General features: G+C 41.9%; 20 protein-coding genes and 5 tRNA genes. 1 reads left to right on the forward strand and 24 read right to left on the reverse strand.

From position 1 onward, the window contains the following. Positions 1 to 22: 22 nt before the first annotated feature. The 5 genes from htpG to FTV11_RS10605 form a co-directional block, all read right to left on the reverse strand. Complete coding sequence (gene htpG, locus FTV11_RS10585; RefSeq protein ID WP_180073977.1) at positions 23 to 1942, reverse strand: molecular chaperone HtpG; 1920 nt, start codon at positions 1940 to 1942, stop codon at positions 23 to 25. Positions 1943 to 2059: 117 nt separating this feature from the next. Beyond that, positions 2060 to 2407 (reverse strand): lysozyme inhibitor LprI family protein, encoded by a 348-nt coding sequence (locus FTV11_RS10590; protein ID WP_078189819.1) that lies wholly within the window; start codon positions 2405 to 2407, stop codon positions 2060 to 2062. Positions 2408 to 2563: 156 nt separating this feature from the next. After that, complete coding sequence (locus tag FTV11_RS10595) at positions 2564 to 3175, reverse strand: OmpW family protein (protein WP_111885838.1); 612 nt, start codon at positions 3173 to 3175, stop codon at positions 2564 to 2566. 307 nt (positions 3176 to 3482) lie between these two features. Further along, positions 3483 to 4850 carry a Na+/H+ antiporter family protein gene (locus tag FTV11_RS10600; RefSeq protein WP_180007047.1) on the reverse strand — a complete coding sequence of 456 codons (1368 nt, stop codon included), beginning with the start codon at positions 4848 to 4850 and terminating at the stop codon, positions 3483 to 3485. 97 nt (positions 4851 to 4947) lie between these two features. Then, positions 4948 to 5823, reverse strand: coding sequence for an alpha/beta fold hydrolase (locus tag FTV11_RS10605; RefSeq protein WP_180073978.1), 876 nt, complete (start codon positions 5821 to 5823; stop codon positions 4948 to 4950). Between the two features lie 128 nt (positions 5824 to 5951). On the opposite strand from FTV11_RS10605, the gene FTV11_RS10610 reads away from it, so the two are divergent. Beyond that, the gene (locus FTV11_RS10610; protein ID WP_078189823.1) at positions 5952 to 6434 is read left to right on the forward strand and encodes a DUF4442 domain-containing protein; all 483 of its coding nucleotides are present in this window, start codon (positions 5952 to 5954) and stop codon (positions 6432 to 6434) included. 50 nt (positions 6435 to 6484) lie between these two features. Here the strand turns inward: FTV11_RS10610 and FTV11_RS10615 are convergent, their stop codons facing one another. From FTV11_RS10615 to FTV11_RS10705, 19 genes are all read right to left on the reverse strand, one after another. Then, a complete protein-coding gene (locus tag FTV11_RS10615) occupies positions 6485 to 6841 on the reverse strand; it encodes a DNA transfer protein p32 (RefSeq protein ID WP_078192840.1) in 357 nt (118 codons plus the stop codon). Between the two features lie 129 nt (positions 6842 to 6970). Next, entirely contained in the window at positions 6971 to 7513 is a 543-nt protein-coding gene (locus FTV11_RS10620; RefSeq protein WP_180002852.1) for a hypothetical protein, read from the reverse strand. 160 nt (positions 7514 to 7673) lie between these two features. Next, positions 7674 to 11873, reverse strand: a complete 4200-nt coding sequence (rpoC, locus tag FTV11_RS10625; RefSeq protein ID WP_180007037.1) for a DNA-directed RNA polymerase subunit beta' — start codon at positions 11871 to 11873, stop codon at positions 7674 to 7676. A 140-nt stretch (positions 11874 to 12013) separates the two neighbouring features. After that, the gene (gene rpoB, locus FTV11_RS10630; protein ID WP_180007035.1) at positions 12014 to 16102 is read right to left on the reverse strand and encodes a DNA-directed RNA polymerase subunit beta; all 4089 of its coding nucleotides are present in this window, start codon (positions 16100 to 16102) and stop codon (positions 12014 to 12016) included. Positions 16103 to 16405: 303 nt separating this feature from the next. Further along, positions 16406 to 16777 (reverse strand): 50S ribosomal protein L7/L12, encoded by a 372-nt coding sequence (gene rplL / locus FTV11_RS10635; protein ID WP_078189828.1) that lies wholly within the window; start codon positions 16775 to 16777, stop codon positions 16406 to 16408. A 48-nt stretch (positions 16778 to 16825) separates the two neighbouring features. Then, complete coding sequence (rplJ, locus tag FTV11_RS10640; protein WP_111885844.1) at positions 16826 to 17332, reverse strand: 50S ribosomal protein L10; 507 nt, start codon at positions 17330 to 17332, stop codon at positions 16826 to 16828. A 301-nt stretch (positions 17333 to 17633) separates the two neighbouring features. Continuing rightward, on the reverse strand, positions 17634 to 18329 hold the full coding sequence (gene rplA, locus FTV11_RS10645) for a 50S ribosomal protein L1 (RefSeq protein WP_078189830.1): 696 nt from the start codon (positions 18327 to 18329) through the stop codon (positions 17634 to 17636). A 3-nt stretch (positions 18330 to 18332) separates the two neighbouring features. Beyond that, positions 18333 to 18761 carry a 50S ribosomal protein L11 gene (rplK, locus tag FTV11_RS10650; RefSeq protein WP_004868049.1) on the reverse strand — a complete coding sequence of 143 codons (429 nt, stop codon included), beginning with the start codon at positions 18759 to 18761 and terminating at the stop codon, positions 18333 to 18335. A 115-nt stretch (positions 18762 to 18876) separates the two neighbouring features. Next, a complete protein-coding gene (nusG, locus tag FTV11_RS10655) occupies positions 18877 to 19410 on the reverse strand; it encodes a transcription termination/antitermination protein NusG (RefSeq protein ID WP_078189831.1) in 534 nt (177 codons plus the stop codon). 7 nt (positions 19411 to 19417) lie between these two features. Beyond that, positions 19418 to 19858 carry a preprotein translocase subunit SecE gene (gene secE, locus FTV11_RS10660; RefSeq protein WP_078189832.1) on the reverse strand — a complete coding sequence of 147 codons (441 nt, stop codon included), beginning with the start codon at positions 19856 to 19858 and terminating at the stop codon, positions 19418 to 19420. A gap of 76 nt (positions 19859 to 19934) precedes the next feature. Beyond that, a tRNA-Trp gene (locus FTV11_RS10665) sits at positions 19935 to 20010 on the reverse strand. A 55-nt stretch (positions 20011 to 20065) separates the two neighbouring features. Continuing rightward, the gene (gene tuf, locus FTV11_RS10670; protein ID WP_078190047.1) at positions 20066 to 21256 is read right to left on the reverse strand and encodes an elongation factor Tu; all 1191 of its coding nucleotides are present in this window, start codon (positions 21254 to 21256) and stop codon (positions 20066 to 20068) included. 154 nt (positions 21257 to 21410) lie between these two features. Then, positions 21411 to 21485: transfer RNA gene (locus FTV11_RS10675), tRNA-Thr, on the reverse strand. Between the two features lie 23 nt (positions 21486 to 21508). Continuing rightward, a tRNA-Gly gene (locus FTV11_RS10680) sits at positions 21509 to 21584 on the reverse strand. Between the two features lie 38 nt (positions 21585 to 21622). Continuing rightward, positions 21623 to 21706 (reverse strand) — tRNA-Tyr (locus FTV11_RS10685). A gap of 54 nt (positions 21707 to 21760) precedes the next feature. Then, positions 21761 to 21836: transfer RNA gene (locus FTV11_RS10690), tRNA-Thr, on the reverse strand. Positions 21837 to 21934: 98 nt separating this feature from the next. After that, positions 21935 to 23428, reverse strand: a complete 1494-nt coding sequence (gene trpE, locus FTV11_RS10695; RefSeq protein ID WP_078193306.1) for an anthranilate synthase component I — start codon at positions 23426 to 23428, stop codon at positions 21935 to 21937. A gap of 117 nt (positions 23429 to 23545) precedes the next feature. Continuing rightward, entirely contained in the window at positions 23546 to 24214 is a 669-nt protein-coding gene (gene gph, locus FTV11_RS10700) for a phosphoglycolate phosphatase (protein WP_180025946.1), read from the reverse strand. Positions 24215 to 24291: 77 nt separating this feature from the next. Continuing rightward, on the reverse strand, positions 24292 to 25041 hold the full coding sequence (locus tag FTV11_RS10705; protein WP_180025945.1) for an FHA domain-containing protein: 750 nt from the start codon (positions 25039 to 25041) through the stop codon (positions 24292 to 24294). Positions 25042 to 25092 lie beyond the last annotated feature (51 nt).

The following is a 25092-nucleotide window of genomic DNA, read 5'->3' on the forward strand; positions in this document are numbered from 1 at the left end:
GAGGTTCATTTCATATCTACCGTTACTTCAGCAATAAGCTGTTAATCCGTTTAATGTATTGGGCAGGATCTTCGGGTAAACTGCCTTCAGCAATCAACGCCTGATCAAAAATAACATTTGCTAAGTCATCAAACTGCACCGAACTTTCTAATTTTTGTACCAACGGATGGGATGGATTGATTTCCAAGACTGGTTTTGACTCGGGAACCGCTTGTCCTGCTTGTTTTAGCATACGGACCAGTTGCGGTGATAACTCACCCTCAGCCACCACCAAACACGCAGGAGAGTCCACTAAACGTGTTGTTACACGCACTTCAGAGGTCTTATCTTTTAACGCATCCGACAGTTTTTCAACAACAGGTTTAAACTGCTCAGCAGCTTCCTCAAGTGCTTTCTTCTCTTCAGCATCTTGTAGATCACCCAAATCAACTGCACCTTTCGATACATTCTGTAATGGTGTTCCATCAAACTCAAAAACAAATTCCATCGCCCACTCATCCACTCGTTCAGTCATGAGCAGCACTTCGATACCTTTTTTCTTGAACAATTCAAGTTGTGGTGAGTTTTTCGCAGCATTTAAACTATCAGCAGTCACATAGTAAATTGCCTTTTGGCCTTCTTTCATATTGGCTTTATAGTCTGCAAATGATGTTTTCACTTCATCATTATTTGACGAAGCAAAGCGTAATAATTTTAGAATACGCTCACGATTCGCCATGTCTTCGCCTAAGCCTTCTTTTAAGACTGAACCAAACTCAGCGTAGAATTTTGCAAACTTCTCTTGATCAGCAACATCTTCAGATTTCGCCAAACCATCTAGCACCGTTAAAATACGGCGGGCGTTACCTTCACGAATCGTTTTAACGTCGCGACTTTCTTGTAATAATTCACGGCTTACATTAAGTGGTAAGTCTGCGCTATCCACCACACCTTGAACAAAACGTAAATAATTTGGAATCAAATTATCCGCATCATCCATGATAAATACACGTTTCACATACAGCTTAATTCCTGCTTTAGCTTCACGTGTGAAAATATTGCTTGGTGCGCGAGATGGAATATAAAGTAACTGTGTATATTCCGTACTTCCCTCTACACGGTTGTGTGTCCACGCAAGCGGGGCTTCAAAATCATGGCTCAGGTTTTTATAAAACTCAGTATATTGTTCTTCACTGATCTCATTTTTATTACGCGTCCATAATGCACTTGCTGAGTTAATCGCTTCCCATTCATCCGTCAGTACATATTGACCAGGTTTTGCTTCTTCGCCTTCGGCAGCTTCCTCTTGTTGCCAAACTTCTTTCTGCATCTCAATTGGCAAACTAATATGATCAGAGTATTTATTAATAATCTGCTTAACTTTGTAACGATCTAAATAATCTAAAGCATCCTCGCGTAAATGCAAAATGATGTCGGTTCCACGTGAAGCCTTATCAATTGGCTCTACATCAAACTCACCTGTACCATTACTAACCCAACGTACCGCTTCAGCGGCATTTACCCCAGCACGACGTGATTCCACTGTAATTTTTTCAGCAACAATAAAACCTGAATAGAAGCCCACACCAAATTGACCAATCAATTGTGCATCTGACTTTTGATCACCCGTAAGCTTCGACATAAAATCTTTAGTGCCAGACTTAGCAATCGTACCCAAATGATCAATCGCTTCTTGTTGTGTCATACCAATACCATTATCCGAAATGGTAATTGTCTTCTGCTCTTTATTTAAATGAATACGCACATGTAAATCTGGATCATTTTCATAATATTCAGGATGATTAATCCCTTCAAAACGGAGTTTGTCACATGCATCCGAAGCATTGGACACTAACTCACGTAAGAAAATTTCTGGATTGGAATATAAAGAATGCGTTACCAAATGTAGTAACTGAGCTACTTCTGCTTGGAAGCTATGTTTTTGAGAATTTTGTTCGCTCATCCGTCTCTCCGTTCATATTATGTATTACGATTGAATGCTATATGAATGGAGGGACTTCACTATTTTTCAATAGGCTGAGTGGAAAAATTTTCACAGCATCGCACTCATTTTTAATGTTTAAAATGGCCCCTGCTTATACACACGGTCCATGTAAAGATCTAGTTTTTGCTGTCGCATTTTATATACATCGCTTAAACAACTGACATTGTCACGGCACTGATCGCGTAGTTGTAACCATTTTATTTGTTGATCTTGAATTGCACCACGTGTCCCCATGGGAACCAAATGACGAATAATCGTATAGGTCGTGGCCATTTTGACATCAGCATCATTAATACTACGGTTATCACAAACCGCATGTTCGGTAATGGTTTTCGCCTTTTTACAATCAAAACTTGCGGCATAACTTGTCGAAATAAAATAAGCACTGCCCAAGACCAGCATTCCCTGAATAATTTTTTTCATCGTCTTTTCTCTTCATCCAACTTGCTGATTTATTTCGACTCTAACAGTTCCACCTAAATTTTCTATTGCCTATTTGTTCAATTCGATCAACTGATGAATGGAGTATGCTGCATAAAAAACCCTGCCATTAGGCAGGGTTTTAAGATCAGCTACAGCTTAGAATTTGTAGCTATAACCAATTGTATACACCATAGGATCGATATCTAAATCAAAAGTTTCGACAACTGTTTGAACTTCAGGCTGGATTTGAGCATAACGTGCATCAAAGAATACGCCCCAGTTTTTAGCATCAGCTGGTTGGTAGTTAAAACCAACTTGGCCAGCAAAACCATAAGACTCTTTCACTTTAACCTTTGTGCCTTCTAGCACACCTGAACCATCTTCATCCCAAGCAACAAATGCTGTACCACCCACACCAATGTAAGGTGTAAAGCCAGTTGAATTTTTAAAGTTATATTTCGCAGTAATTGTTGGTGGAAGATGTTTCAATTTAACACCAGCAACTTTTGAACCCGCAGCTGTTACATCCACATCATGACTAATTGGTGTAGCTAATAGTAATTCAGCTGAAATGTTGTCATTAAAGAAATATTCTACAGACGGTGTAAATGCAAACTCATGATCTGCTTTTACATTTAAAGCACCATTAGCAATATCAGTATCTGCAGTTGGAGCAATTACAGAAGCACCAACTTTAACCTGCCATTGACCAGCCATCGCTGAAGCAGACATACCCAATAATGCAATAAGAGCAGCTTGTTTTAACATTTTAAAGCAACCTTCTAGAATGAATAATTAATATTAAACATTAGTATTAAAATTATGCAACATTATTATTTTATAAATTTTTACATTATTATATAAGTCATTATTAATTATATATATTTATTTTAATCATAGTGCAATGCTTGGTTTTATATTTTCACCGTTATAATTAATTTATTATTCATAATATACCAACCTTTTTAATCAGAATTAATAAAATGAATTATTTTAATCCAACCAAAATCCTCAGGATTAAATAACAAAAAAGGCGATTATATAATCGCCTTTTTTATTTATCTTTGAAAATTTTTTAGAGTACCATTGCGGCAATCCAACCAAAGATCATTAATGGAATATTGTAGTGAATGAAGGTCGGGACCACACTGTCTTTCATGTGGTCATGCTGACCATCCATATTAAGGCCTGATGTTGGGCCTAAAGTTGAGTCTGATGCCGGAGAACCTGCATCTCCTAAAGCTGCTGCTGTACCAATAATGGCAATCGTTGCCGCTGGGCTAAAACCAAATTGAATACAAAGTGGTACATAAATAATGGCCAAAATTGGGATTGTTGAGAATGAAGAACCAATACCTAAGGTAATTAATAGCCCTATCAATAGCATCCAAAATGCAGCTAAACCTCGGCTGTTTCCAATCCATTCAACCGAAGCTTGTACCAGTATTGGTACTTGATTCGTAGCCTCAATCACAGATGCAAAGCCCTGCGCAGAAATCATAATGAAACCAACCAGTGCCATCATGCGCATACCACTGATAATGACATCATCGGCTTCTTTCCACTTAAAAATACCTGCACAGCTTAAGATCGCAACACCAACCAGACCCGCCAAAATCATCGACTCAGATATGACTTGAACAGAAAGCGTAGCAACCACTGCAACCGCAGCCATAATCAAAGTAAATTTAGCGACTTGTGGTTTACCATTTTCATCTGCTTTTACATCAGATGAGATGGTGTGCTGTGATTCCTTAACCTGAACGTCAGCATACTCTCGTGGTTTACGGTAGCTATAAAAAACAGCAATTAATAAGCCAACAAACATCCCAAATACTGGAATTGCCATAGCAGTTGGAATTTGATCATAGCTGATGTTGAAACCGTATGGCTTACCAAAGGTATTGATGTTTTGACCTAAAATATCATTAAGGAAAATAGCACCAAAACCAAAAGGTACCAGCATATAAGTCGCCACAAGACCAAAAGTCAGAACACAAGCAATCAAACGACGGTCAAGTTTTAAATGATTAAATACGCTGAGTAATGGTGGAATTAATACTGGAATAAACGCAATGTGCACTGGAATCACGTTTTGTGAACATACGGCGGCTAAAGCGATAGTAGCGAAAATTACGTATTTCACGCGATTCTGGGCTTTCACATTACTGTTACCTTTGAGTTTAGTAATGAGTTGATAAGCCAGTAAATCTGGCAAACCTGAACGCGCAAGTGCCAAAGCAAATGCCCCCAACACGCCATAAGCAAGTGCGATTTGAGCACCGTTGCCTAAGCCACTATTAAACGCTTCGATGGTGCCATGAATACCAAGACCAGCTAACAAGCCACCTGTTACTGCACCAATGATCAGCGCAAATACAACAGGCACGCGTGCCAGCGACAGTCCAAACATGACTGTAATTGCGGCAAGAATAGCAAACATAAGAAAAAAGGGAGTCTGACAAAAAAACCGTATTTTATCAGAATTTGCTCGCTATTTAGCCCCCTATCGATGAAACTGCCACTGTTGAACGATTTACTTAAAACTGCTGTGATTGCGCAAATTGAGCGATGTAACTTGCAATTTTTTCGGGTTGGCTCAGCACGGCCCAATGATTGGCATTGACTTCAACTACAGATAAATCTTCAACCCAATTAGGTAATTCTTTAATGTAATCTGGACTGACAAAATTATCATGTTTCAACACAATCGCTTGTACAGGACAGACGGCATGACGTTGTCTAGGCTGAGTTAAGCGGGGAATAAAATTAGCACGGTAAAGCGCAATACCGTGTTTACCATCATGCTGAATATTATGATTCAAAGGCAATTCTTGAGTACGTTCTAAATCATTCACAATTTTTCCCCAACGTTCAGCATTCAAAAAATGCCACGCGGTCGGTGCCAAAAATGGTAATTGGAATACCCCGATGTACCATGACTTACTTAATAATATGAGTAATTTTTTCTGCTGATGCTTAAAGCTATTTCTGAGCAAAAATGCCGCATGATCCAAACATGGCCCAGAAATAGTTGAATAAGACAAAATACGTGAGCGAAATTTTGGCTCAGTCACCGATTCCCAAGATTGGATAGAGCCCCAATCATGCGCGGCCAAATGAAAACTACGCTCGCCTAATACCGCTTGCGTCACACTATCTAAATCAAGTGAAAGTTGTTCTAAACGGTAATCTCGTACTTTACGGGGCACAGATGACTGCCCTGCACCTCGCACGTCATAGCTCACAATATAAAATTCAGAACCAAGATGTTCAATAACCGGTTCCCATACTTCCTGATTATCAGGATAACCATGAACCAAAACCAATGCCGGCTTAGTTTCATCACCCCATGTCTTCACATAGAGCCGTTGTTGATCTGCGGTATTCACCCATTGCGTATTTAGTGGTTGCATTCTTCTTGTCCTTTTATCGATTCCATCGAATTGACGTTTTATTTGTGAACATGGGCAATGTGATCAATGCCACAGTTTTGAAACTCATTTAGTATGCAAAGTTCAGCATAAAAAAAAATTGACCCAGTATGAGCATAATCCAGAAAATAATGACAATGCCTATTGTCTCTAAATTCTTACTCAATCATTATGCCCCTTATAAAGGTGCTGGCATTTCGATTGATAAAATTGATCTCGCCAATTATCACATTCGCGTCAAAATGCCATTAACTCGAAAAAATCAAAATATTGTCGGTGTACATTTTGGCGGTAGTCTATATTCAATGGTTGACCCATTTTATATGTTGATTTTGATGCATCACCTTGGCTCACGTTATATCGTGTGGGACAAAGCGGCAAATATCCAATTTTTATCTCCCGGGCGTGGAACGGTATACGCCGACATCCAGCTCGACCCAAATGAAATCAATCATATTAAAAACTTAGCAGATAACCACGCACCTGTTTTACGGAACTATAGCTTAAATATTTTTGATGAAGCAGGCTTACGTATCGCTGAAGTTCAAAAAACCCTATACATTCGTCGCAAGCAACCCCGTCCACGCAAATAAAAAAGGCGCTTATCTTTAAGCGCCTTTTCATTCAATTTTATCGGATTGGATTAGCGATTTTGCTCAATTGCAGCACCTGCACCACCACCGATTGCACCACCAATCGCAGCACCAGTGTTACCACCAAAGATACTTTTACCGACTGCAGAACCAATCGCACCACCTACACCACTATATGTAGCATTTCGGTTTGAACCATTTTGAGTTTTACTACCGACAGCTGCACCAGCGCCACCACCAACGGCTGCACCTACACCACCACCGACATTATTACCCACACCACCACCAATGGCACCACCTAAAGCTGCAGCACCAATACGCTGTTCATTGGGCGACATGCTTTCACAACCAGCAAGCATTAGGGTCGACATCATCGCGACTGCGCATACGCTCATTACTTTTTTCATTGTGATGTTCCTTGTCTTCTTCAATACCTATGATTCTAAAACCATTGTATGAAACAATTAAACATAGCTTGTTACGGCTTGGAGCATAAATGCTGCATTTTGTAAAAACCACGCCTAATCGCTTACGAATCACTCAGGGTTTTCATCCAAAATCATCAAATCTTTTGTGGTTTCACCATTTTCAGTCAGCACAGCATGAGAGAGTTTGGCTTTGCTTTCTGGATCTGTTACCTGATCTAGTTTTAGCGTGCGTTTAATCGGTTCCTGCCCTTTCTTAAACTCTACACCTTCTGCATCAATATTGGTGTTTTGACGAATAATCTGACCGTCCTGCTTCACCGTAGTCTTGGTTTCAATTTTAGAAGTCGGGATGATGACACCACCACGTTGTACTACTGGAATCGATAATTTCTTTTCAGAAAAATCACTTTGGTGATCTGAAAGTTCAATTTCACGTGCCACGATATCCTGACCTTTATTGGTCATTTCTAACACTGTTGCAGTTACTTGGCGTACAGGTTCTTGACCTGCAACACGGCGAATCACTTCTGTTTTTAGTACTGGAACTACAGCTTTATCTTCTACCACAATCGAATTGGGCATAGGTGCAGCAATCGCTGTCAATGAGCTGAATAATGCAGAAACTGCGAATAATTGCTGTGTGAATTTCATCAAAAGACCCCGTTATGTTTAAGTTTAAAAATCAAGAGATTTGTTATGTTCTATTTTTACTATAGGAAATATTTCAATATTAGGAAAGCTTTAATTTTCAATTCATCCACATAAAAAAAGCCACCCGAAGGTGGCTTTTTTGGAATGATTTAAGGGCTAATTAAAGACCGTTAAATTCATCGCTAAATGCTTGGCTTAACGCTTGATCTACATCAGAGAAGTCATTGTGAAGCTCAAGCTCTGCAGCTTCAGACTCCTGACGACGACGTTCTAAGTGGTAAGCCAAACCTGTACCCGCTGGGATCAGACGACCTACAACTACGTTTTCTTTCAGACCACGTAATTCATCTTCTTTACCTGTTACAGCAGCTTCAGTTAACACACGAGTTGTTTCCTGGAACGATGCAGCAGAAATGAACGAGTCAGTAGAAAGCGACGCTTTGGTAATACCCATCAATTGACGTTCAAACTTCGCTGGAAACTTGTTCTGAGCTGCCACAGCTTGGTTTTCTTGAACAACGCGGATGTATTCCACTTGCTCGCCTTTGATGAAGCTTGTATCACCACCGTCAGTGATTTCAACTTTACGAAGCATTTGACGTACGATCACTTCAATATGCTTGTCGTTGATTTTTACACCTTGCAGACGGTATACGTCCTGAACTTCGTTCACGATGTAGTTTGTCAGTGCAACTTCGCCTTTCAAACGTAAGATGTCGTGTGGGTTTTGCGGACCATCAGAAATGGTTTCACCACGGTTCACATGCTCGCCTTCGAACACGTTAATCGTACGCCATTTCGGAATTAGCTCTTCGTAAATCTCAGAGCCATCATCCGGAGTAATCACAAGACGGTTCTTACCTTTGGTCTCTTTACCGAAGCTTACGATACCTGAAATTTCAGCAAGGATCGCGTGTTCTTTCGGTTTACGTGCTTCGAACAAGTCAGCTACGCGTGGAAGACCACCGGTAATATCACGAGTACGTGAAGATTCTTGTGGTACACGACCAATTACGTCACCGACACCAATTGTTTCGCCATCACGAACAGTCAGAATCGTATTTTGTGGCAAGAAGTAGAACTGTTCGCCACCATCAGTTGTATCCAATACAACCGCTGGACGCATATCTTTACCTGACGCAGGACGTGAAGTCACTGGTAAGATTTCGATTGTAGTCATACCTGTTGCATCATCAGTTTTCGATGTCACAGTTACGCCATCAGCGATTTGGCTGAAACGCACTTTACCTGCAACTTCGGTAACAAGTGGATGTGTATGCGGATCCCAAGTCGCTACGATACCGCCAGCTTCCACAGCTTCGCCATCTTTAATGATGATTGAAGCACCGTATGGAATTTTGTAACGTTCGCGTTCACGACCGATGTCATCTGCGATACCGATTTCACCTGAACGTGAAGTTGATACCAAGTGACCTTTAGCGTGTTGTACTGTTTTCACATTGTGGAAACGTACTGTACCTTTGTTACGAACTTGTACGCTGTTAGCAGCAGAAGTTCGGCTCGCAGCACCACCTACGTGGAACGTACGCATTGTTAACTGTGTACCTGGCTCACCAATTGATTGAGCAGCCATTACACCCACAGATTCACCTGGATTCACCAAGTGACCGCGAGCAAGGTCACGACCGTAACATTTCGCACATACACCGAAAGTAGATTCACAGTTTACAACTGAACGTACTTTCACTTCATCGACACCTTGCTCTTCTAAGTAGTTTGCAAGTTTTTCGTCGATTAAAGTATTACGTGGAAGAATCACATCATCCGAACCTGGTTTCTTCGCATCTTCAGCAAGTACGCGACCCAATACTCGAGTACCTAAGTTCTCGATGACATCGCCACCTTGAATGAACGGAGTCATTACAAGACCGTCGAAAGTACCACAATCTGGCTCAGTAATTACCAAGTCTTGTGCAACGTCAACCAAACGACGAGTCAAGTAACCTGAGTTCGCAGTTTTCAATGCAGTATCGGCCAAACCTTTACGTGCACCGTGTGTTGAAATGAAGTACTGAAGTACAGTCAAACCTTCACGGAAGTTTGCTTTAATTGGTGTTTCAATGATCGAACCATCTGGTTTCGCCATCAAACCACGCATACCCGCTAACTGACGAATCTGAGCTGCCGAACCACGGGCACCTGAGTCAGACATCATATAGATCGAGTTGAATGATTTTTGTTTCTCGTCTTCACCCTGTTTGTTTTTAACAGTAGTGAAAGATAAGTTGTCCATCATCGCTTTCGCTACTTGGTCGTTTGTACGCGCCCAAATATCGACAACTTTGTTATAACGTTCGCCGGCAGTTACGAAACCTTGTTCAAATTGTTGTTCAATTTCGCGAACTTCAACTTCAGCTTTTTCGATAATTGCTTGTTTTTGTGGCGGAATCAACATGTCTTCCATACCAACAGACACACCTGAGTGAGTCGCTTGACGGAAGCCCAAGTACATCAATTGGTCAGCGAAGATAACAGTATCTTTTAGACCTAATTTACGGTAGCAAGAGTTGATCAATTTAGAGATGTTCTTTTTAGTCATCTCAACGTTGATTTGTTGGAAATCCATACCTTCAGGTACAACTTCCCAAAGTAAACAACGACCTGGAGTTGTGTCTACAACAATGGTTTGTTGTTCACGGTTACCATTTTCGTCAATGACAGTTTGGTGTACACGTGCTTTTACGCGAGCGTGTAAATCAACTTGACCTGTTGCAAGTGCACGGTTTACTTCGTCAGTATCCGCAAACACCATGCCTTCACCTTTGGCATTGATCGCATCACGAGTGATGTAGTACAAGCCTAAGACAACGTCCTGAGAAGGTACGATGATTGGCTCACCGTTCGCAGGAGAAAGAATGTTGTTTGTTGACATCATTAACGCACGAGCTTCTAACTGAGCTTCAAGTGTTAATGGTACGTGTACCGCCATTTGGTCACCATCGAAGTCGGCGTTAAATGCCGCACAAACTAACGGATGAAGACGGATTGCTTTACCTTCAATCAGGGTTGGTTCAAATGCTTGAAGACCCAAACGGTGAAGTGTAGGCGCACGGTTCAACATCACTGGATGTTGACGAATTACGTGAGCAAGTACATCCCAAACTTCTGGAGTTTCACGCTCAACCATTTTTTTCGCAGCTTTAATGGTTGTCGCTTGGCCAGACGCTTGTAGTTTCGCGAAAATGAATGGTTTGAATAATTCAAGCGCCATTTTTTTCGGAAGACCACATTGGTGCAGACGTAAAGTCGGACCTACAGTAATTACCGAACGACCAGAGTAATCGACACGTTTACCCAATAAGTTTTGACGGAAACGACCTTGTTTACCTTTGATCATGTCTGCCAAAGATTTAAGAGGACGTTTGTTCGAACCGGTAATTGCGCGACCACGACGACCGTTATCAAGCAATGCATCTACAGACTCTTGTAACATACGTTTTTCGTTACGTACGATAATGTCTGGTGCTGCAAGGTCTAGAAGACGTTTTAAACGGTTGTTACGGTTGATTACACGACGGTAAAGATCGTTCAAGTCAGAAGTCGCAAAACGACCACCTTCTAGAGGAACCAACGGACGAAGATCAGGTGGAAGTACTGGAAGTACATTCATCACCATCCATTCTGGCTTGTTGTTCGACTCTTTGAACGCTTCCATCAATTTCAGACGTTTAGAGGCTTTTTTAAGCTTCGTTTCTGAAGTTGTATTTGGAATTTCTTCACGAAGACGTGAAATTTCAGCTTCAAGATCGATGTCTTTCAACAAATCTTGAACTGCTTCTGCACCCATTTTCGCAGTGAATTCATCACCATGTTCTTCTAAAGCCGTGAAGTATTCTTCATCGTTTAGAAGTTGGTATTTCTCAAGTGGAGTCATACCTGGGTCAGTTACAACGTATGATTCGAAATACAATACACGTTCGATATCACGTAAAGTCATGTCTAAAAGCAGACCGATACGGCTAGGAAGTGATTTTAAGAACCAAATATGCGCAACTGGAGAAGCAAGGTCAATATGACCCATACGCTCACGACGTACTTTTGCAGTTGTTACTTCAACGCCACATTTTTCACAAATGACGCCTTTGTATTTCATACGCTTGTATTTACCACACAAGCATTCGTAATCTTTTACTGGACCAAAGATTTTGGCACAGAATAAACCATCACGTTCAGGTTTGAACGTACGGTAGTTAATGGTTTCAGGCTTTTTAACTTCACCATGAGACCACGACTTAATCATTTCTGGTGACGCAAGACCAATACGGATGCGATCAAACTCTACAGGAGCATGACCGTCTGAATCCGTCTTTTTGCGCATGATATCGAGCAAGTCTTTCAATTTTTTTCTCCGTGTGTTGTGGAGATTTTCACTTCACAACTGGGTCACAAATATTGTTTTTTAACTGAGAAATCCCCCTTGCTCCTCTTGATTAAAGAGGTGAGAAGCACTGCTTCGCAAGGGAGATTCAATGGAGCTAATTAGTCACCATTTTTCAGTTCAATGTTGATACCTAAAGAACGGATCTCTTTGGTCAATACGTTGAACGATTCAGGCATACCTGGGTCCATGTAATGGTTACCATCTACAATGTTCTTATAGATACGGGTACGACCTTCAACGTCATCCGACTTCACAGTAAGCATTTCTTGAAGTGTGTATGCTGCACCGTAAGCTTCGAGTGCCCATACTTCCATCTCACCGAAACGCTGACCACCGAATTGTGCTTTACCACCAAGCGGCTGTTGAGTTACTAGAGAGTAAGAACCAGTAGAACGCGCATGCATCTTGTCGTCAACCAAGTGGTTCAGTTTCAACATGTACATGTAACCTACAGTTACTGGACGGTCAAAACGTTCACCTGTACGACCATCATACAATACTGTTTGACCAGTACGTGAAATGCCACCAAGTTCTAACAATTCTTTAATTTGTGATTCTTCAGCACCATCAAATACTGGTGTTGCTAAAGGAACACCTTTACGCAAGTTACCTGAAAGCACCAAGATTTCTTCATCAGTCAAGCTATCAAGATCTTCTTGTTCGCCACCAACTTTGTTGTAAATCTTGTCTAAGAAATCACGAAGCTCAAGTACAGTACGTTGCTCTTTCATCATCTTGTCGATTTGATCGCCAAGACCTTTAGCTGCCATACCTAAGTGAGTTTCAAGAATCTGACCCACGTTCATACGTGATGGTACACCCAGTGGGTTAAGTACAACATCAACTGGAACACCGTTTGCATCGTGTGGCATGTCTTCTACAGGCAAGATGTTTGATACAACACCTTTGTTACCGTGACGACCCGCCATTTTATCACCCGGTTGGATGCGACGTTTTACAGCCAAGTAAACTTTAACAACTTTCAATACGCCAGTTGTTAGTTCATCACCTGTAGAAAGTTTGCGTTTTTTCTCTGCAAATTTTTCGTCAATTTCAAGGCTCTTCTCTTTCAAGAACACTTGAATTTGAGTTAAACGCTCAGCAATCGCTTCGTCAACTGGTTGGATTTCAATAAGATCAACCAACTCAAGACCAGACAATAACTCTTCAGTTAATTTGTCACCGCGTTTAGTTGTACCGCCACCGTTAGATTCTTGACCTTTCAATAGACGAACAATACGTTCACGAGCCGCTTCTTCGAAGATTTTGTATTCTTCTTTCAAGTCTTTACGGTAAGCATCAAGTTGTGCTTTCTCAATTGCTTGAGCACGTTCGTCTTTTTCAAGACCGTCACGTGTAAATACTTGAACGTCAATTACAGTACCTTTCACAGATGAAGATACACGTAATGAAGAGTCTTTTACGTCAGCCGCTTTTTCACCGAAGATTGCGCGAAGCAATTTTTCTTCCGGAGTTAACTGAGTTTCACCTTTAGGCGTTACTTTACCTACAAGAATGTCACCAGCAGTTACTTCAGCACCGATATAAACGATACCTGATTCATCCAATTTAGAAAGTGCAGCTTCACCCACGTTCGGGATATCCGCTGTAATTTCTTCAGCACCCAATTTGGTATCACGTGCAACACATGAAAGCTCTTGGATGTGTATAGACGTTAAACGATCTTCTTGAAGTACACGCTCTGATAATAAGATCGAGTCTTCGTAGTTGTAACCGTTCCAAGTCATGAACGCTACACGCATGTTTTGACCCAATGCCAATTCACCGCCATCTGTTGATGGACCATCAGCAAGAACGTCACCACGTGCAACTTTATCACCTAAACGTACAACAACGTTTTGGTTGATACATGTATTTTGGTTCGAACGTGTGTATTTGATCAGGTTGTAGATATCTACACCTGCTTCGCCTGCCACCATCTCTTCTTCGTTTACACGAATAACGACACGAGAAGCATCAACGAATTCAATACGACCACCACGTTTCGCAAGTACACACACACCCGAGTCATGCGCTACGTTTGCTTCCATACCTGTACCAACAAGCGGTTTGTCAGCACGTAATGTAGGAACAGCCTGACGCTGCATGTTTGAACCCATCAATGCACGGTTGGCATCATCGTGTTCAAGGAACGGAATAAGTGATGCCGCTACAGATACCACCTGCTGAGCAGATACATCCATATGCGTTACTTTTTCTGGTGGAATACGTACGAATTCACCTTGGTGACGTACAGATACGAATTCTTCAGTTAAGTTACCGTCTTTATCGATACCAGAATCGGCCTGTGCAATCACAGTACCTACTTCTTCAATCGCAGAAAGGTATTCAACATCATCCGTTACACGACCATCAACAACTTTACGGTATGGAGTTTCCAAGAAACCGAAGCTGTTACATTTAGCGTATACAGACAATGAGTTAATCAAACCAATGTTTGGACCTTCAGGAGTCTCAATTGGACATACACGACCGTAGTGAGTTTGATGTACGTCACGTACTTCGAAGCCCGCACGCTCACGAGTCAAACCACCTGGGCCCAATGCTGATACACGACGTTTGTGTGTAATTTCAGACAACGGGTTGTTTTGGTCCATGAACTGAGACAACTGGCTTGAACCAAAGAATTCTTTGATTGCAGCAGCAACTGGTTTCGCATTGATTAAATCTTGCGGAGACAAGTTATCAGTTTCAGCTTGAGATAAACGTTCTTTAACAGCACGTTCAACACGAACTAGACCAACACGGAATTGGTTTTCTGTCATTTCACCAACAGAACGAACACGACGGTTACCCAAGTGATCGATATCGTCGACTTCACCTTTACCGTTACGGATTTCAACTAATGTTTTCAATACATCAGTGATGTCTTCGTTTGAAAGAATACCTTCAACTTCACGAGACTTCTGATCCGTACCCACTTCGTAAGGACGACCCAAACGACGGTTGAACTTCATACGACCTACTGGTGATAAGTCATAACGTTCAGAAGAGAAGAACAAGTTATTGAATAAGTTTTCAGCAGCTTCTTTTGTTGGTGGCTCACCCGGACGCATCACTTTGTAGATTTCTACAAGTGCTTCTTCACGACCAGTTGTAGTATCTGCACGTAAAGAGTCCGCAATGAATGGACCACGGTCGATGTCATTGGTATAAAGTACGTTGAATTGCTTAACGCCGCCCTCAGCCAATTTCACCATAATTTCATGGCTAAGTACGGTATTTGCCGCAACAACTTCGCCATCACGTAACGTTACATCTTCAGCAACGATACGTTCATATAGGTATTCATCAGGAACAGAAAGTTTTTCAAGACCTGCTGCTTCCATTTGACGAACATGGCGCGCGTTAATACGTTTACCTTGTTCAACAATTGTTTTACCGTCTGTACCCACGATATCAAACTGTGCCATTTCGCCACGTAGACGTTCTGGAACCAAGTCAATTTGATAGCTACCCATATCAAGATATACAGGTACTTTTTCGTAGAACATGTCTAGGATTTGTTCGTTATTATAACCCAAGGCACGAAGCACAACAGTCGCAAGTAATTTACGACGACGGTCAATACGAACATATACAAGATCTTTTGCATCGAATTCAAAGTCTAACCATGAACCACGGTAAGGAATGATACGAGCAGAATAAAGAACTTTACCGCTAGAGTGAGTTTTGCCTTTATCGTGATCAAAGAATACACCTGGTGAACGGTGTAATTGAGATACGATTACACGCTCAGTACCATTGATCACAAAGGTACCGTTGTCTGTCATAAGTGGCATTTCACCCATGTAGACTTCTTGCTCACGCACATCTTTGATTGTTTTAGTTTCGCGATCTTTAATGATCAGACGAATTTTTACACGCATTGGCGCCGCATAAGTTGAGCCACGAAGAATACATTCGCGCACATCAAATTCAGGCTTACCAAGACTATACTCAACAAATTCTAAAGCAGCATTGCCAGAATAACTTTCAATAGGAAAAACTGAACGAAATGCGGCTTGGAGACCGATATCTTCGCGGTTTTTTGGAGTTTTGCCGTCTTGAAGGAAAGTTCGGTACGAGTCGACTTGAATCGCGAGCAAGTACGGAACATCCATTACCTTGGGCAATTTACCAAAATTCTTACGGATCCGTTTCTTTTCGGTATATGAGTATGCCATCTGGAGTCCTCGGAAAGTAAACTAAGTCCGCCTGCAGAACGAACTTAGAAGGAATTACGCAGGCCGATATGGCCACCACTTTCACAAATGCTGCAATTTTTAGTGGTATTAAAACGCTTAACAATATTTTTTACTGAAAAATATTGGTAAGCGTTTGGTTTTATAAATTATTTTTAATTTGTATGATTTTTATATCATGCAAACAAAAATCGAGCCGATTATTGTAACGCAAAAAGGCTGATGACCCAAGGGCCACCAGCCATTTTTTGGAGCCGATTATAAAAAAATCGACTCCCCTTAAGATTACTTAAGTGTAACTGTAGCACCAGCTTCTTCAAGTTTTTTCTTAAGTTCTTCGCCTTCTTCTTTAGAAACGCCTTCTTTAAGAACTGAAGGAGCGCTTTCAACAAGATCTTTAGCTTCTTTAAGACCAAGGCCAGTAGCTTCACGAACTGCTTTAATTACAGCAACTTTGTTAGCACCGAAAGAAGTCAACTCAACGTTGAATTCTGATTGTTCTTCAGCAGCAGCACCAGCAGCGCCAGGAGCAGCAGCAACTGCTACAGCAGCAGCAGATACGTTGAATTTTTCTTCGAAAGCAGAAATAAGTTCAACAAGTTCAAGAACAGTTTTTTCAGCAACTGCGTTTAAGATTTCTTCGTTTGTTAAAGCCATGAGAGTAACTCCAAATGGGTATTGAATGGTGTGTAAATTGATTTAAGCTTAAGCAGCTTCTGACTCGTTTTTCTCTTTGAGCGCAGTAATAAGGCGACCCAATTTCGAAATAGGAGCTTGAAGAACGTTTGCAAGCATAGTAAGCGCTTTCTCTTGGTTTGGAAGGTTCGCGATAACGCTAACTTCAGCACCTTGATAAACTTTACCGTCAAATGCAGCAGCTTTAAGTTCAAATGCTTTATTAGTTTTAGCAAATTCTTCGAACAAACGAGCAGCTGCGCCCATGTCGTCTTCAGAAGTTGAGAAAGCTAAGATTGTTGGGCCAACAAGGTTGTCGCTCAAGATATTGAATTGAGTATCTTGAAGAGCACGTTTAGCCAAAGTGTTACGAACTACACGAGTAGCAACACCTAGTTTACGAGCTTCAACACGTAGAGCAGTTAATTGCTCAACAGTTAAACCTTGATAGTCAGCAACAACAGCAGCATACGCAGTAGAAGCAACTTCAGTTACTTCAGCTACGATCTGTTTTTTGCCTTCGATAAGAAGAGCCATTGTAAAACCTCCTAACGGTGATTTATGCACCTATACAGATGCACTCCCAATTCGTTAGCTCATCACTGAACCAACACGCGGAGGAGGAACAAATCACACCACCGCGTCTACTCAGGCTGGGCTATTAAGAAGAAAGCATAAAACTCCCCTCGCCTGAGGTCTTTGACGCTGATAAATCTAAATTTATCAATTCAAAGTTTGCCTGAATCACGCAATATACGACGGAACGTTTCTTGCGTAATATTTAAAGCGGTGCTTCAAATATTACTCAGGGCTTTAAAATTCTGTAATAAGTCGAAACTTATTTAGAAACGTTTGCCACATCAACAACAAGACCAGGACCCATAGTAGAGCTTAGAGTGATCTTTTGGATGTAAACACCTTTAGAAGTAGCAGGTTTTGCTTTCTTAAGGTCAGCTACAAGAGCTTCAACGTTTGAACGAACAGCTTCAGCAGTGAAACCTACTTGACCGATCGCAGCGTGGATAATACCAGCTTTGTCTACACGGTAACGTGCTTGACCAGCTTTCGCGTTTTTAACAGCAGAAGCTACGTCAGGAGTTACAGTACCCACTTTAGGGTTTGGCATTAAGCCACGTGGACCAAGAATCGTACCCAACTTACCAACAACGCGCATTGCATCCGGAGCTGCAATTACTACGTCAAAGTCAAGGTTACCCGCTTGGATGCTTTCAGCAAGATCATCAAAACCAACAACGTCCGCGCCTTCAGCTTTAGCAGCTTCAGCAGCAGCGCCTTGAGCAAACACAGCTACACGTACAGTTTTACCAGTACCTGCAGGAAGTGTAGTCGCGCCACGAACAACTTGGTCAGATTTACGAGGATCAACACCTAGGTTTACAGCAACATCCAAAGATTCTTTGAATTTTACTGCTGGAAGGCCGTTAAGAACTGCAACTGCTTCTTCCAAAGTGTAAACTTTGTTAGCTTCAACAGCAGCAACAATGGCTTTTTGACGTTTAGTTAATTTAGCCATGTCTTATAGCTCCACTTCCAAGCCCATAGAACGCGCAGAACCAGCAATGGTACGTACACGTGCGTCTAAATCAGCACCAGTAAGATCTGGTTCTTTAGTAGTCGCAATTTCTTCTAATTGAGCGCGAGTCAACTTACCAACTTTAGTCTTGTTAGGTACAGCTGAACCCTTTTGGATGCCCGCAGCTTTCTTAAGAAGAATCGCAGCAGGAGGAGTTTTCATGATGAATGTGAACGACTTGTCGTTGTACACAGTGATCACTACTGGAATTGGAAGACCAGCTTCAACTTTTTGTGTCGCAGCATTGAATTCTTTACAGAATGCCATGATGTTAACACCACGTTGACCTAGTGCAGGACCAATCGGTGGAGATGGATTTGCTTTACCAGCTGGAACTTGCAGCTTGATATAGCCGTCAATCTTCTTAGCCATTTCAATTACCTCTGGGTACTAACGCCGCTAGGCTCCCCATACATTTAAGTAACGATACCGTTACAACAACAATGCCCGACTCATAACAAATCGGGCGTTTATCAACCAAGTTAAATTAAACTGATTTTTCGACTTGGCGAAATTCCAGTTCAACTTGAGTTGGTCGATTAAATACATTAATCGTCAACGTTAAACGTGACTTATCGTATAGAACTTCTTCCACCACGCCTTTAAAGTCGGTGAATGGACCGTCAATTACGAGTAATTCTTCACCTGGTTCAAACATCGTCTTAGGACGAGGTGCTTCGCCAGTATTGCGTACACGTGCAAGAATCGCATCAGCTTCTTTTTGCGTAATTGGTGCAGGTTTTTCTGCAGTACCACCAATGAAACCTAATACTTTTGGACATTCTTTAACAATGTGCCAAGTTTCATCATTCATTTCCATCTCGACTAACACATAGCCAGGAAAGAATTTACGCTCAGATTTACGTTTCTTACCATCCTTCATTTCCACTACTTCTTCAGTAGGGACAAGGACTTCACCAAAGCTATCGGCTACAGCGCTACGCTGGATTCGATCATTAAGTGAGCGTAACACTTGTTTTTCATAGCCTGAATAGGCATGAATAATGTACCAACGTTTCATAGCTCTCTTACCCGATAATAAACTTCATTAACCAGCTCAAAGCATAGTCAAAGCACCATAATAAAATAGATGCCACTAAGACTACCGCAAGTACCTGCCAAGATGTGGTCATGGTCTCTTGCTTGGTTGGCCAAGTCACTCGACGTAACTCAATTCGAGCATCTTTCAACAATCGAACAAAGCCTTTGCCTTGATGGGTGGCGTATAATAAACCTAAAGCCACGATGATACAAGCCAAAATTACCCCAACACGGACCCAAACATCATTCGCTGGTGCCCAGTATGCTGGCAAATGTTGATTCACCATCATAGAACTACCGAGTAAAATCAACGCGATAACCCACAGAACATAGTCTAAAGGGGAACCAGAATTAACAACTTCAGCAGGATTATTTCTTTGAGGAATTGGCGCGTCGCTTAATGCGTCACGCGATTTATCATTCGACATTTTTGTACTCGTCGTAGGATTCGCGACTTATTATATGACCAGTTGAGCCAGCATCAAGCTTCTTTTTAAAAAAATTTGGCAGGCCAGGAGGGACTCGAACCCCCAACATTCGGTTTTGGAGACCGACGCTCTACCAATTGAACTACTGACCTGCAGAGCAAATCGAGAGTCGAAACTCTCGATCTGTACAAAGATAACTGTATTATATTATGCAGTTACTTTAGAAACAACACCCGCACCAACTGTACGGCCACCTTCACGGATCGCGAAGCGTAAGCCAGCGTCCATTGCGATTGGGTGGATTAATTCTACTGACATTTCCACGTTGTCACCAGGCATAACCATTTCAACGCCTTCTTTAAGCGCGATCGCACCAGTTACGTCAGTTGTACGGAAGTAGAACTGTGGACGGTAACCGTTAAGGAATGGAGTATGACGACCACCTTCGTCTTTAGAAAGTACGTATACTTCTGCGTCGAATTTAGTATGCGGTTTGATTGTACCTGGTTTAGCCAATACTTGACCACGTTGAACGTCTTCACGTTTAGTACCACGTAGAAGAACACCACAGTTCTCGCCCGCACGACCTTCGTCAAGAAGTTTACGGAACATTTCTACGCCAGTTACAGTTGTTTTAACTGTATCTTTAATACCAACGATTTCAACTTCTTCGCCTACTTTCACGATACCAGTTTCAACACGGCCAGTTACTACTGTACCACGACCTGAAATTGAGAATACATCTTCGATTGGCATAAGGAATGCAAGGTCGATAGCACGTTCTGGCTCTGGAATGTAAGAGTCAAGAGCTTCAACAAGAGCAACTACTGCGTCTTCGCCATATTGACCAGCTTCACCATTAAGCGCTGCAAGAGCAGAACCACGGATTACTGGGGTGTCGTCGCCTGGGAAGTCATAAGTAGAAAGAAGTTCACGAACTTCCATTTCTACTAATTCAAGAAGCTCTTCGTCGTCAACAAGGTCGCATTTGTTTAAGAATACAACGATGTAAGGTACACCTACCTGACGAGAAAGAAGGATGTGTTCACGAGTTTGTGGCATTGGACCATCAGTCGCAGCACATACAAGGATCGCACCATCCATTTGCGCAGCACCAGTAATCATGTTTTTAACATAATCGGCGTGACCTGGGCAGTCTACGTGAGCGTAGTGACGGATTGGAGAATCGTATTCTACGTGTGAAGTATTAATTGTAATACCACGTGCTTTTTCTTCTGGTGCAGAGTCGATTGCAGCGTAATCTTTCGCTTCACCACCGAATTTTTTTGCACATACAGTTGCAATCGCAGCTGTTAAAGTCGTTTTACCATGGTCAACGTGACCGATTGTCCCCACGTTAACGTGTGGCTTATTACGTTCAAACTTAGCCTTAGCCATGCTTTTCTTCCTCGTTTACGTCGAACACAATTCTGAGTAAAACCCAGCTCCGACATATCGCCTAAAAAAATAAACACCCAATACTTGAAAAGCAGACTAAAAAGCCTGCTTCTGGAATCTTGTGCAACATTTAAAGTTGCTAAACTGTAAAATCTGGAGCTCTTATCGAGATTTGAACTCGAGACCTCTCCCTTACCAAGGGAGTGCTCTACCACTGAGCTATAAGAGCAAATATAAGCACTTCAATAGATATGGAGCGGGAGACGAGGGTCGAACTCGCGACATGTAGCTTGGAAGGCTACCGCTCTACCAACTGAGCTACTCCCGCACGATGTTGGTACAAACCACTTATTGAAGTCTTAAAATTGGTGGTGAGGGAAGGATTCGAACCTTCGAAACTTTCGTAGCGGAGTTACAGTCCGCCCCCTTTGACCGCTCGGGAACCTCACCATTTTACACTTACTTCAGTGCCGTTCTTTCTACTCACTCTCAAACTCTCTAAGATGGTGCCGGCACACGGATTCGAACTGTGGACCTACTGATTACAAGTCAGTTGCTCTACCAACTGAGCTATGCCGGCGTTTCTTAGTGTTTCGTACGTTTCGTATCGGAACGGTGTGCAGTTTAGCAAATCTTGAAATCCTTGCAAGTGTTTTTTCTAAAAAAAACGTGAAAAACTCATAAAATCAATCCATTTGATGATAATTCAACCGCTTTGATCACTGCGCGAGCTTTTATTTGGGTTTCATTCCACTCTGATTCAGGATTTGAGTCATAAACTACCCCTGCTCCAGCTTGAACATAGACCTTATTTTCTCGAATTACACAGGTACGAATCGCAATCGACATGTCCATTTCACCATGCCAGCCTAAATAACCAACAGCACCACCAAAAATTCCACGTTTTACTGGTTCAACTTCGTCAATAATTTCCATAGCACGGATTTTTGGTGCGCCTGAAAGCGTGCCCGCAGGGAATGTTGCCTTAAAAACATCCAAAGCATCGACATCATCACGTACTTCACCTTGCACATTTGACACAATGTGCATGACATGCGAATAACGTTCGATCACCATTTGATCAGTCACGTGAACTTTACCGATTTTAGAAACGCGTCCAACATCATTTCGCCCCAAATCGATCAACATCAAATGCTCTGCAATTTCTTTTTCATCAGATAGCAAATCTTTTTCTAGCGCTAAATCTTCTTCTTTTGTTTTACCCCGTGGTCGCGTTCCCGCCAAAGGACGAACTGTTGCCACACCATTTTCTAAACGGGACAAAATTTCAGGTGATGAACCGACGATATGAAAAGGAATGTCATTTTCTAGTGTCTGCCCTTGCACCAAGAACAAATATGGCGATGGATTGAGGTGACGTAGTGCACGATAGACCTGCAAAGGCTCACCATCAAAATCGGATACCATACGATGGCCCGGCACAACCTGCATCACATCACCGGCCTTAATGTACTCTTTTACTTTCGCAATAGAATCAATAAAATTGTCATGTCCAGTGATGGATTCAAACTGTGGTGCAGTATGCTTATTTGCTTTGAGTGCAATTGGGGTTGCCAAAAGTTCTTCTAGCTCATCCAATTGTTGCTGCGCCTTGGTATAGGCCTCAGCATCATTTACATCGGCATGCACAATTAAGAATAAGGTATCCTTAAGGTTATCAAAGACGATGACGGTTTTTGATAGCATCATCCAAATATCCGGAATCCCGACCGGGTCAGCTTCTGGAACGTTATTGAGCTTTGGTTCGATATAACGTACAGCATCATAACCAAAGTATCCAACCAATCCACCGGTAAAGCTCGGCAACGCTGGCAAATCTTGCTGTGTAGGCACTTTATATTGTGCTTGGAAGTCACGAATGTATTGAAATGGGTCAGCACATTGTTGTTTTTCAACCGAGCCATCAGCATGTTGAACGGTCAACTGCCCTTCATTACACGAAAATACGGTGGACTCGCCCAAGCCAATAATGGAGTAACGCGCCCAGTTTTCGCCACCCTCTACAGATTCAAATAAATAGGCTTGTTTATGTTGTTTTAATCGCGCAAAGACAGAAAGTGGAGTTTCTGTATCTGCCAAGCGCTGACGATATACCGGAATCAAGTTATATCCAGCAGTTTTCAGTTGTTCAAATTGAGTTTGTGTAGTCATTTGGGTTTCTCTATATTTCGCGTGGTCAATTTCAGTTAATTTCTTCTCATGCTGATTGAGTGACGCCATCGAAAACCTACACACTTGCTCATTTTCACTTCCTTAACCCTACTTATTTCAACCCAATAATTCTTTTAAGTTATCAACCACGTGCTGCGGCTGACAATCTCGAATATTTTCACCATGATTATAGCCATAGCTGACCACAATACAATCAATACCCGCACGACGTGCTGCCTCTACATCATTGACAGAATCACCCACCATCAAAATTTGCTGTTTCGGCAAGGCATAATGCTCCGCACAATACTCTAGCTGCTTGGGATGTGGTTTACGCTCTTCAAAACGATCTCCGCCAATCACATCATCAAAGTATTCATGCATACCTAGTGCCTGCACAATACTGCGTGCCGGTTGCTCTGGTTTATTGGTCACACAAATCAGAATTTTCTCTTCTGCTTTTGCCCAATCCAAGAACTCTAGAATGCCGTCAAAGGGCTGCGTCAAAACACAAGGATCTGCATTGTAAATCTTTAGAAAAGTTTCCAGTAAAAGATGGTGCTGTGCGGCATCCACCTTCCCGGTCAAGTATTCAAGTACGCTATGACAAAACAATGAAGTTCCTTTCCCAATCCAGTTTCGCACCTGCGCTTCTGTGACCAACGGTAATTGCAACGCATTTAAACTCATATTCATCGCACGATGTAAGTCAGATGCTGAATCGACTAGCGTTCCATCCAGATCAAATAAAATCATTTGGCGTTCTGCTAAACGAACTTCAAACATAATGTCCCTCTATTTTTTTGTAAATTTTCCCCATAAAAAAGGCATGCCCATGCATGCCTTTTGAGGAATGTCTCGGTTTATTTAAACAAGACCCATGCAATAATTGCAAGAATGATTAAAACAATGACTGAGATTAAGCCCACAGAGGCATTTTTTTGCGCTTCACGCTCTTGCTCTACACATGTCGCTGGAATTTCTACATCACATGCTTCATTTTTCGGAACAGCAGTTACGTCAATTCCCTCAGGAATTGGTGCAGGTTTAGGCACATCTACATTGGTCGGCATACCATCACGAGTCAATTGAACTGAGCTATCTCGCTCTTTCAACTCTGGCATACCTTGATCATTCATTTGTTGTGCTGCGGTTTTAACGACAGGCTCTTGTGCCTTAGTCTCAGACGTGTTTGCTACAGACTCTTGTGCCACATTTTCAGAAACTGCAACAGCTTCAGACGGCTGCTGAACAGGTGTAATTTCTTCTGTTTGCAATGCTTCAACGCTTTGTTCGATATCCGCTGGAATCTGAACAGCTTTAGCTGGAGCCAATAAACTAAACTTCACACTGGCAAACTGTACAATATCACCTTCTTTTAAAAGTGATTCACCAGTCAAACGGACATCATTAATAAACGTCCCATTAGATGAATTGAGATCTTGCAACCAGAGTGCCTGATCTTTCAGTACAAAGGCAGCATGTTTACGCGATACATCAGATTCTTGTAAAACAATATCTGCTTGTTGATGACGCCCCACCAACATATCTCGCTCAATACTAATTTCTTGTCCTGTTAAATCACCAGAAATTGCTTGAATTTTCCAAGTCATGAAGTTAATTCTCTATTGCTCGTTTTTTTCATCATAGCATGCTGTGGTTTC

The organism is Acinetobacter sp. YH12231, assembly GCF_013417755.1.
Classification (GTDB): Bacteria; Pseudomonadota; Gammaproteobacteria; order Pseudomonadales; family Moraxellaceae; genus Acinetobacter; species Acinetobacter amyesii.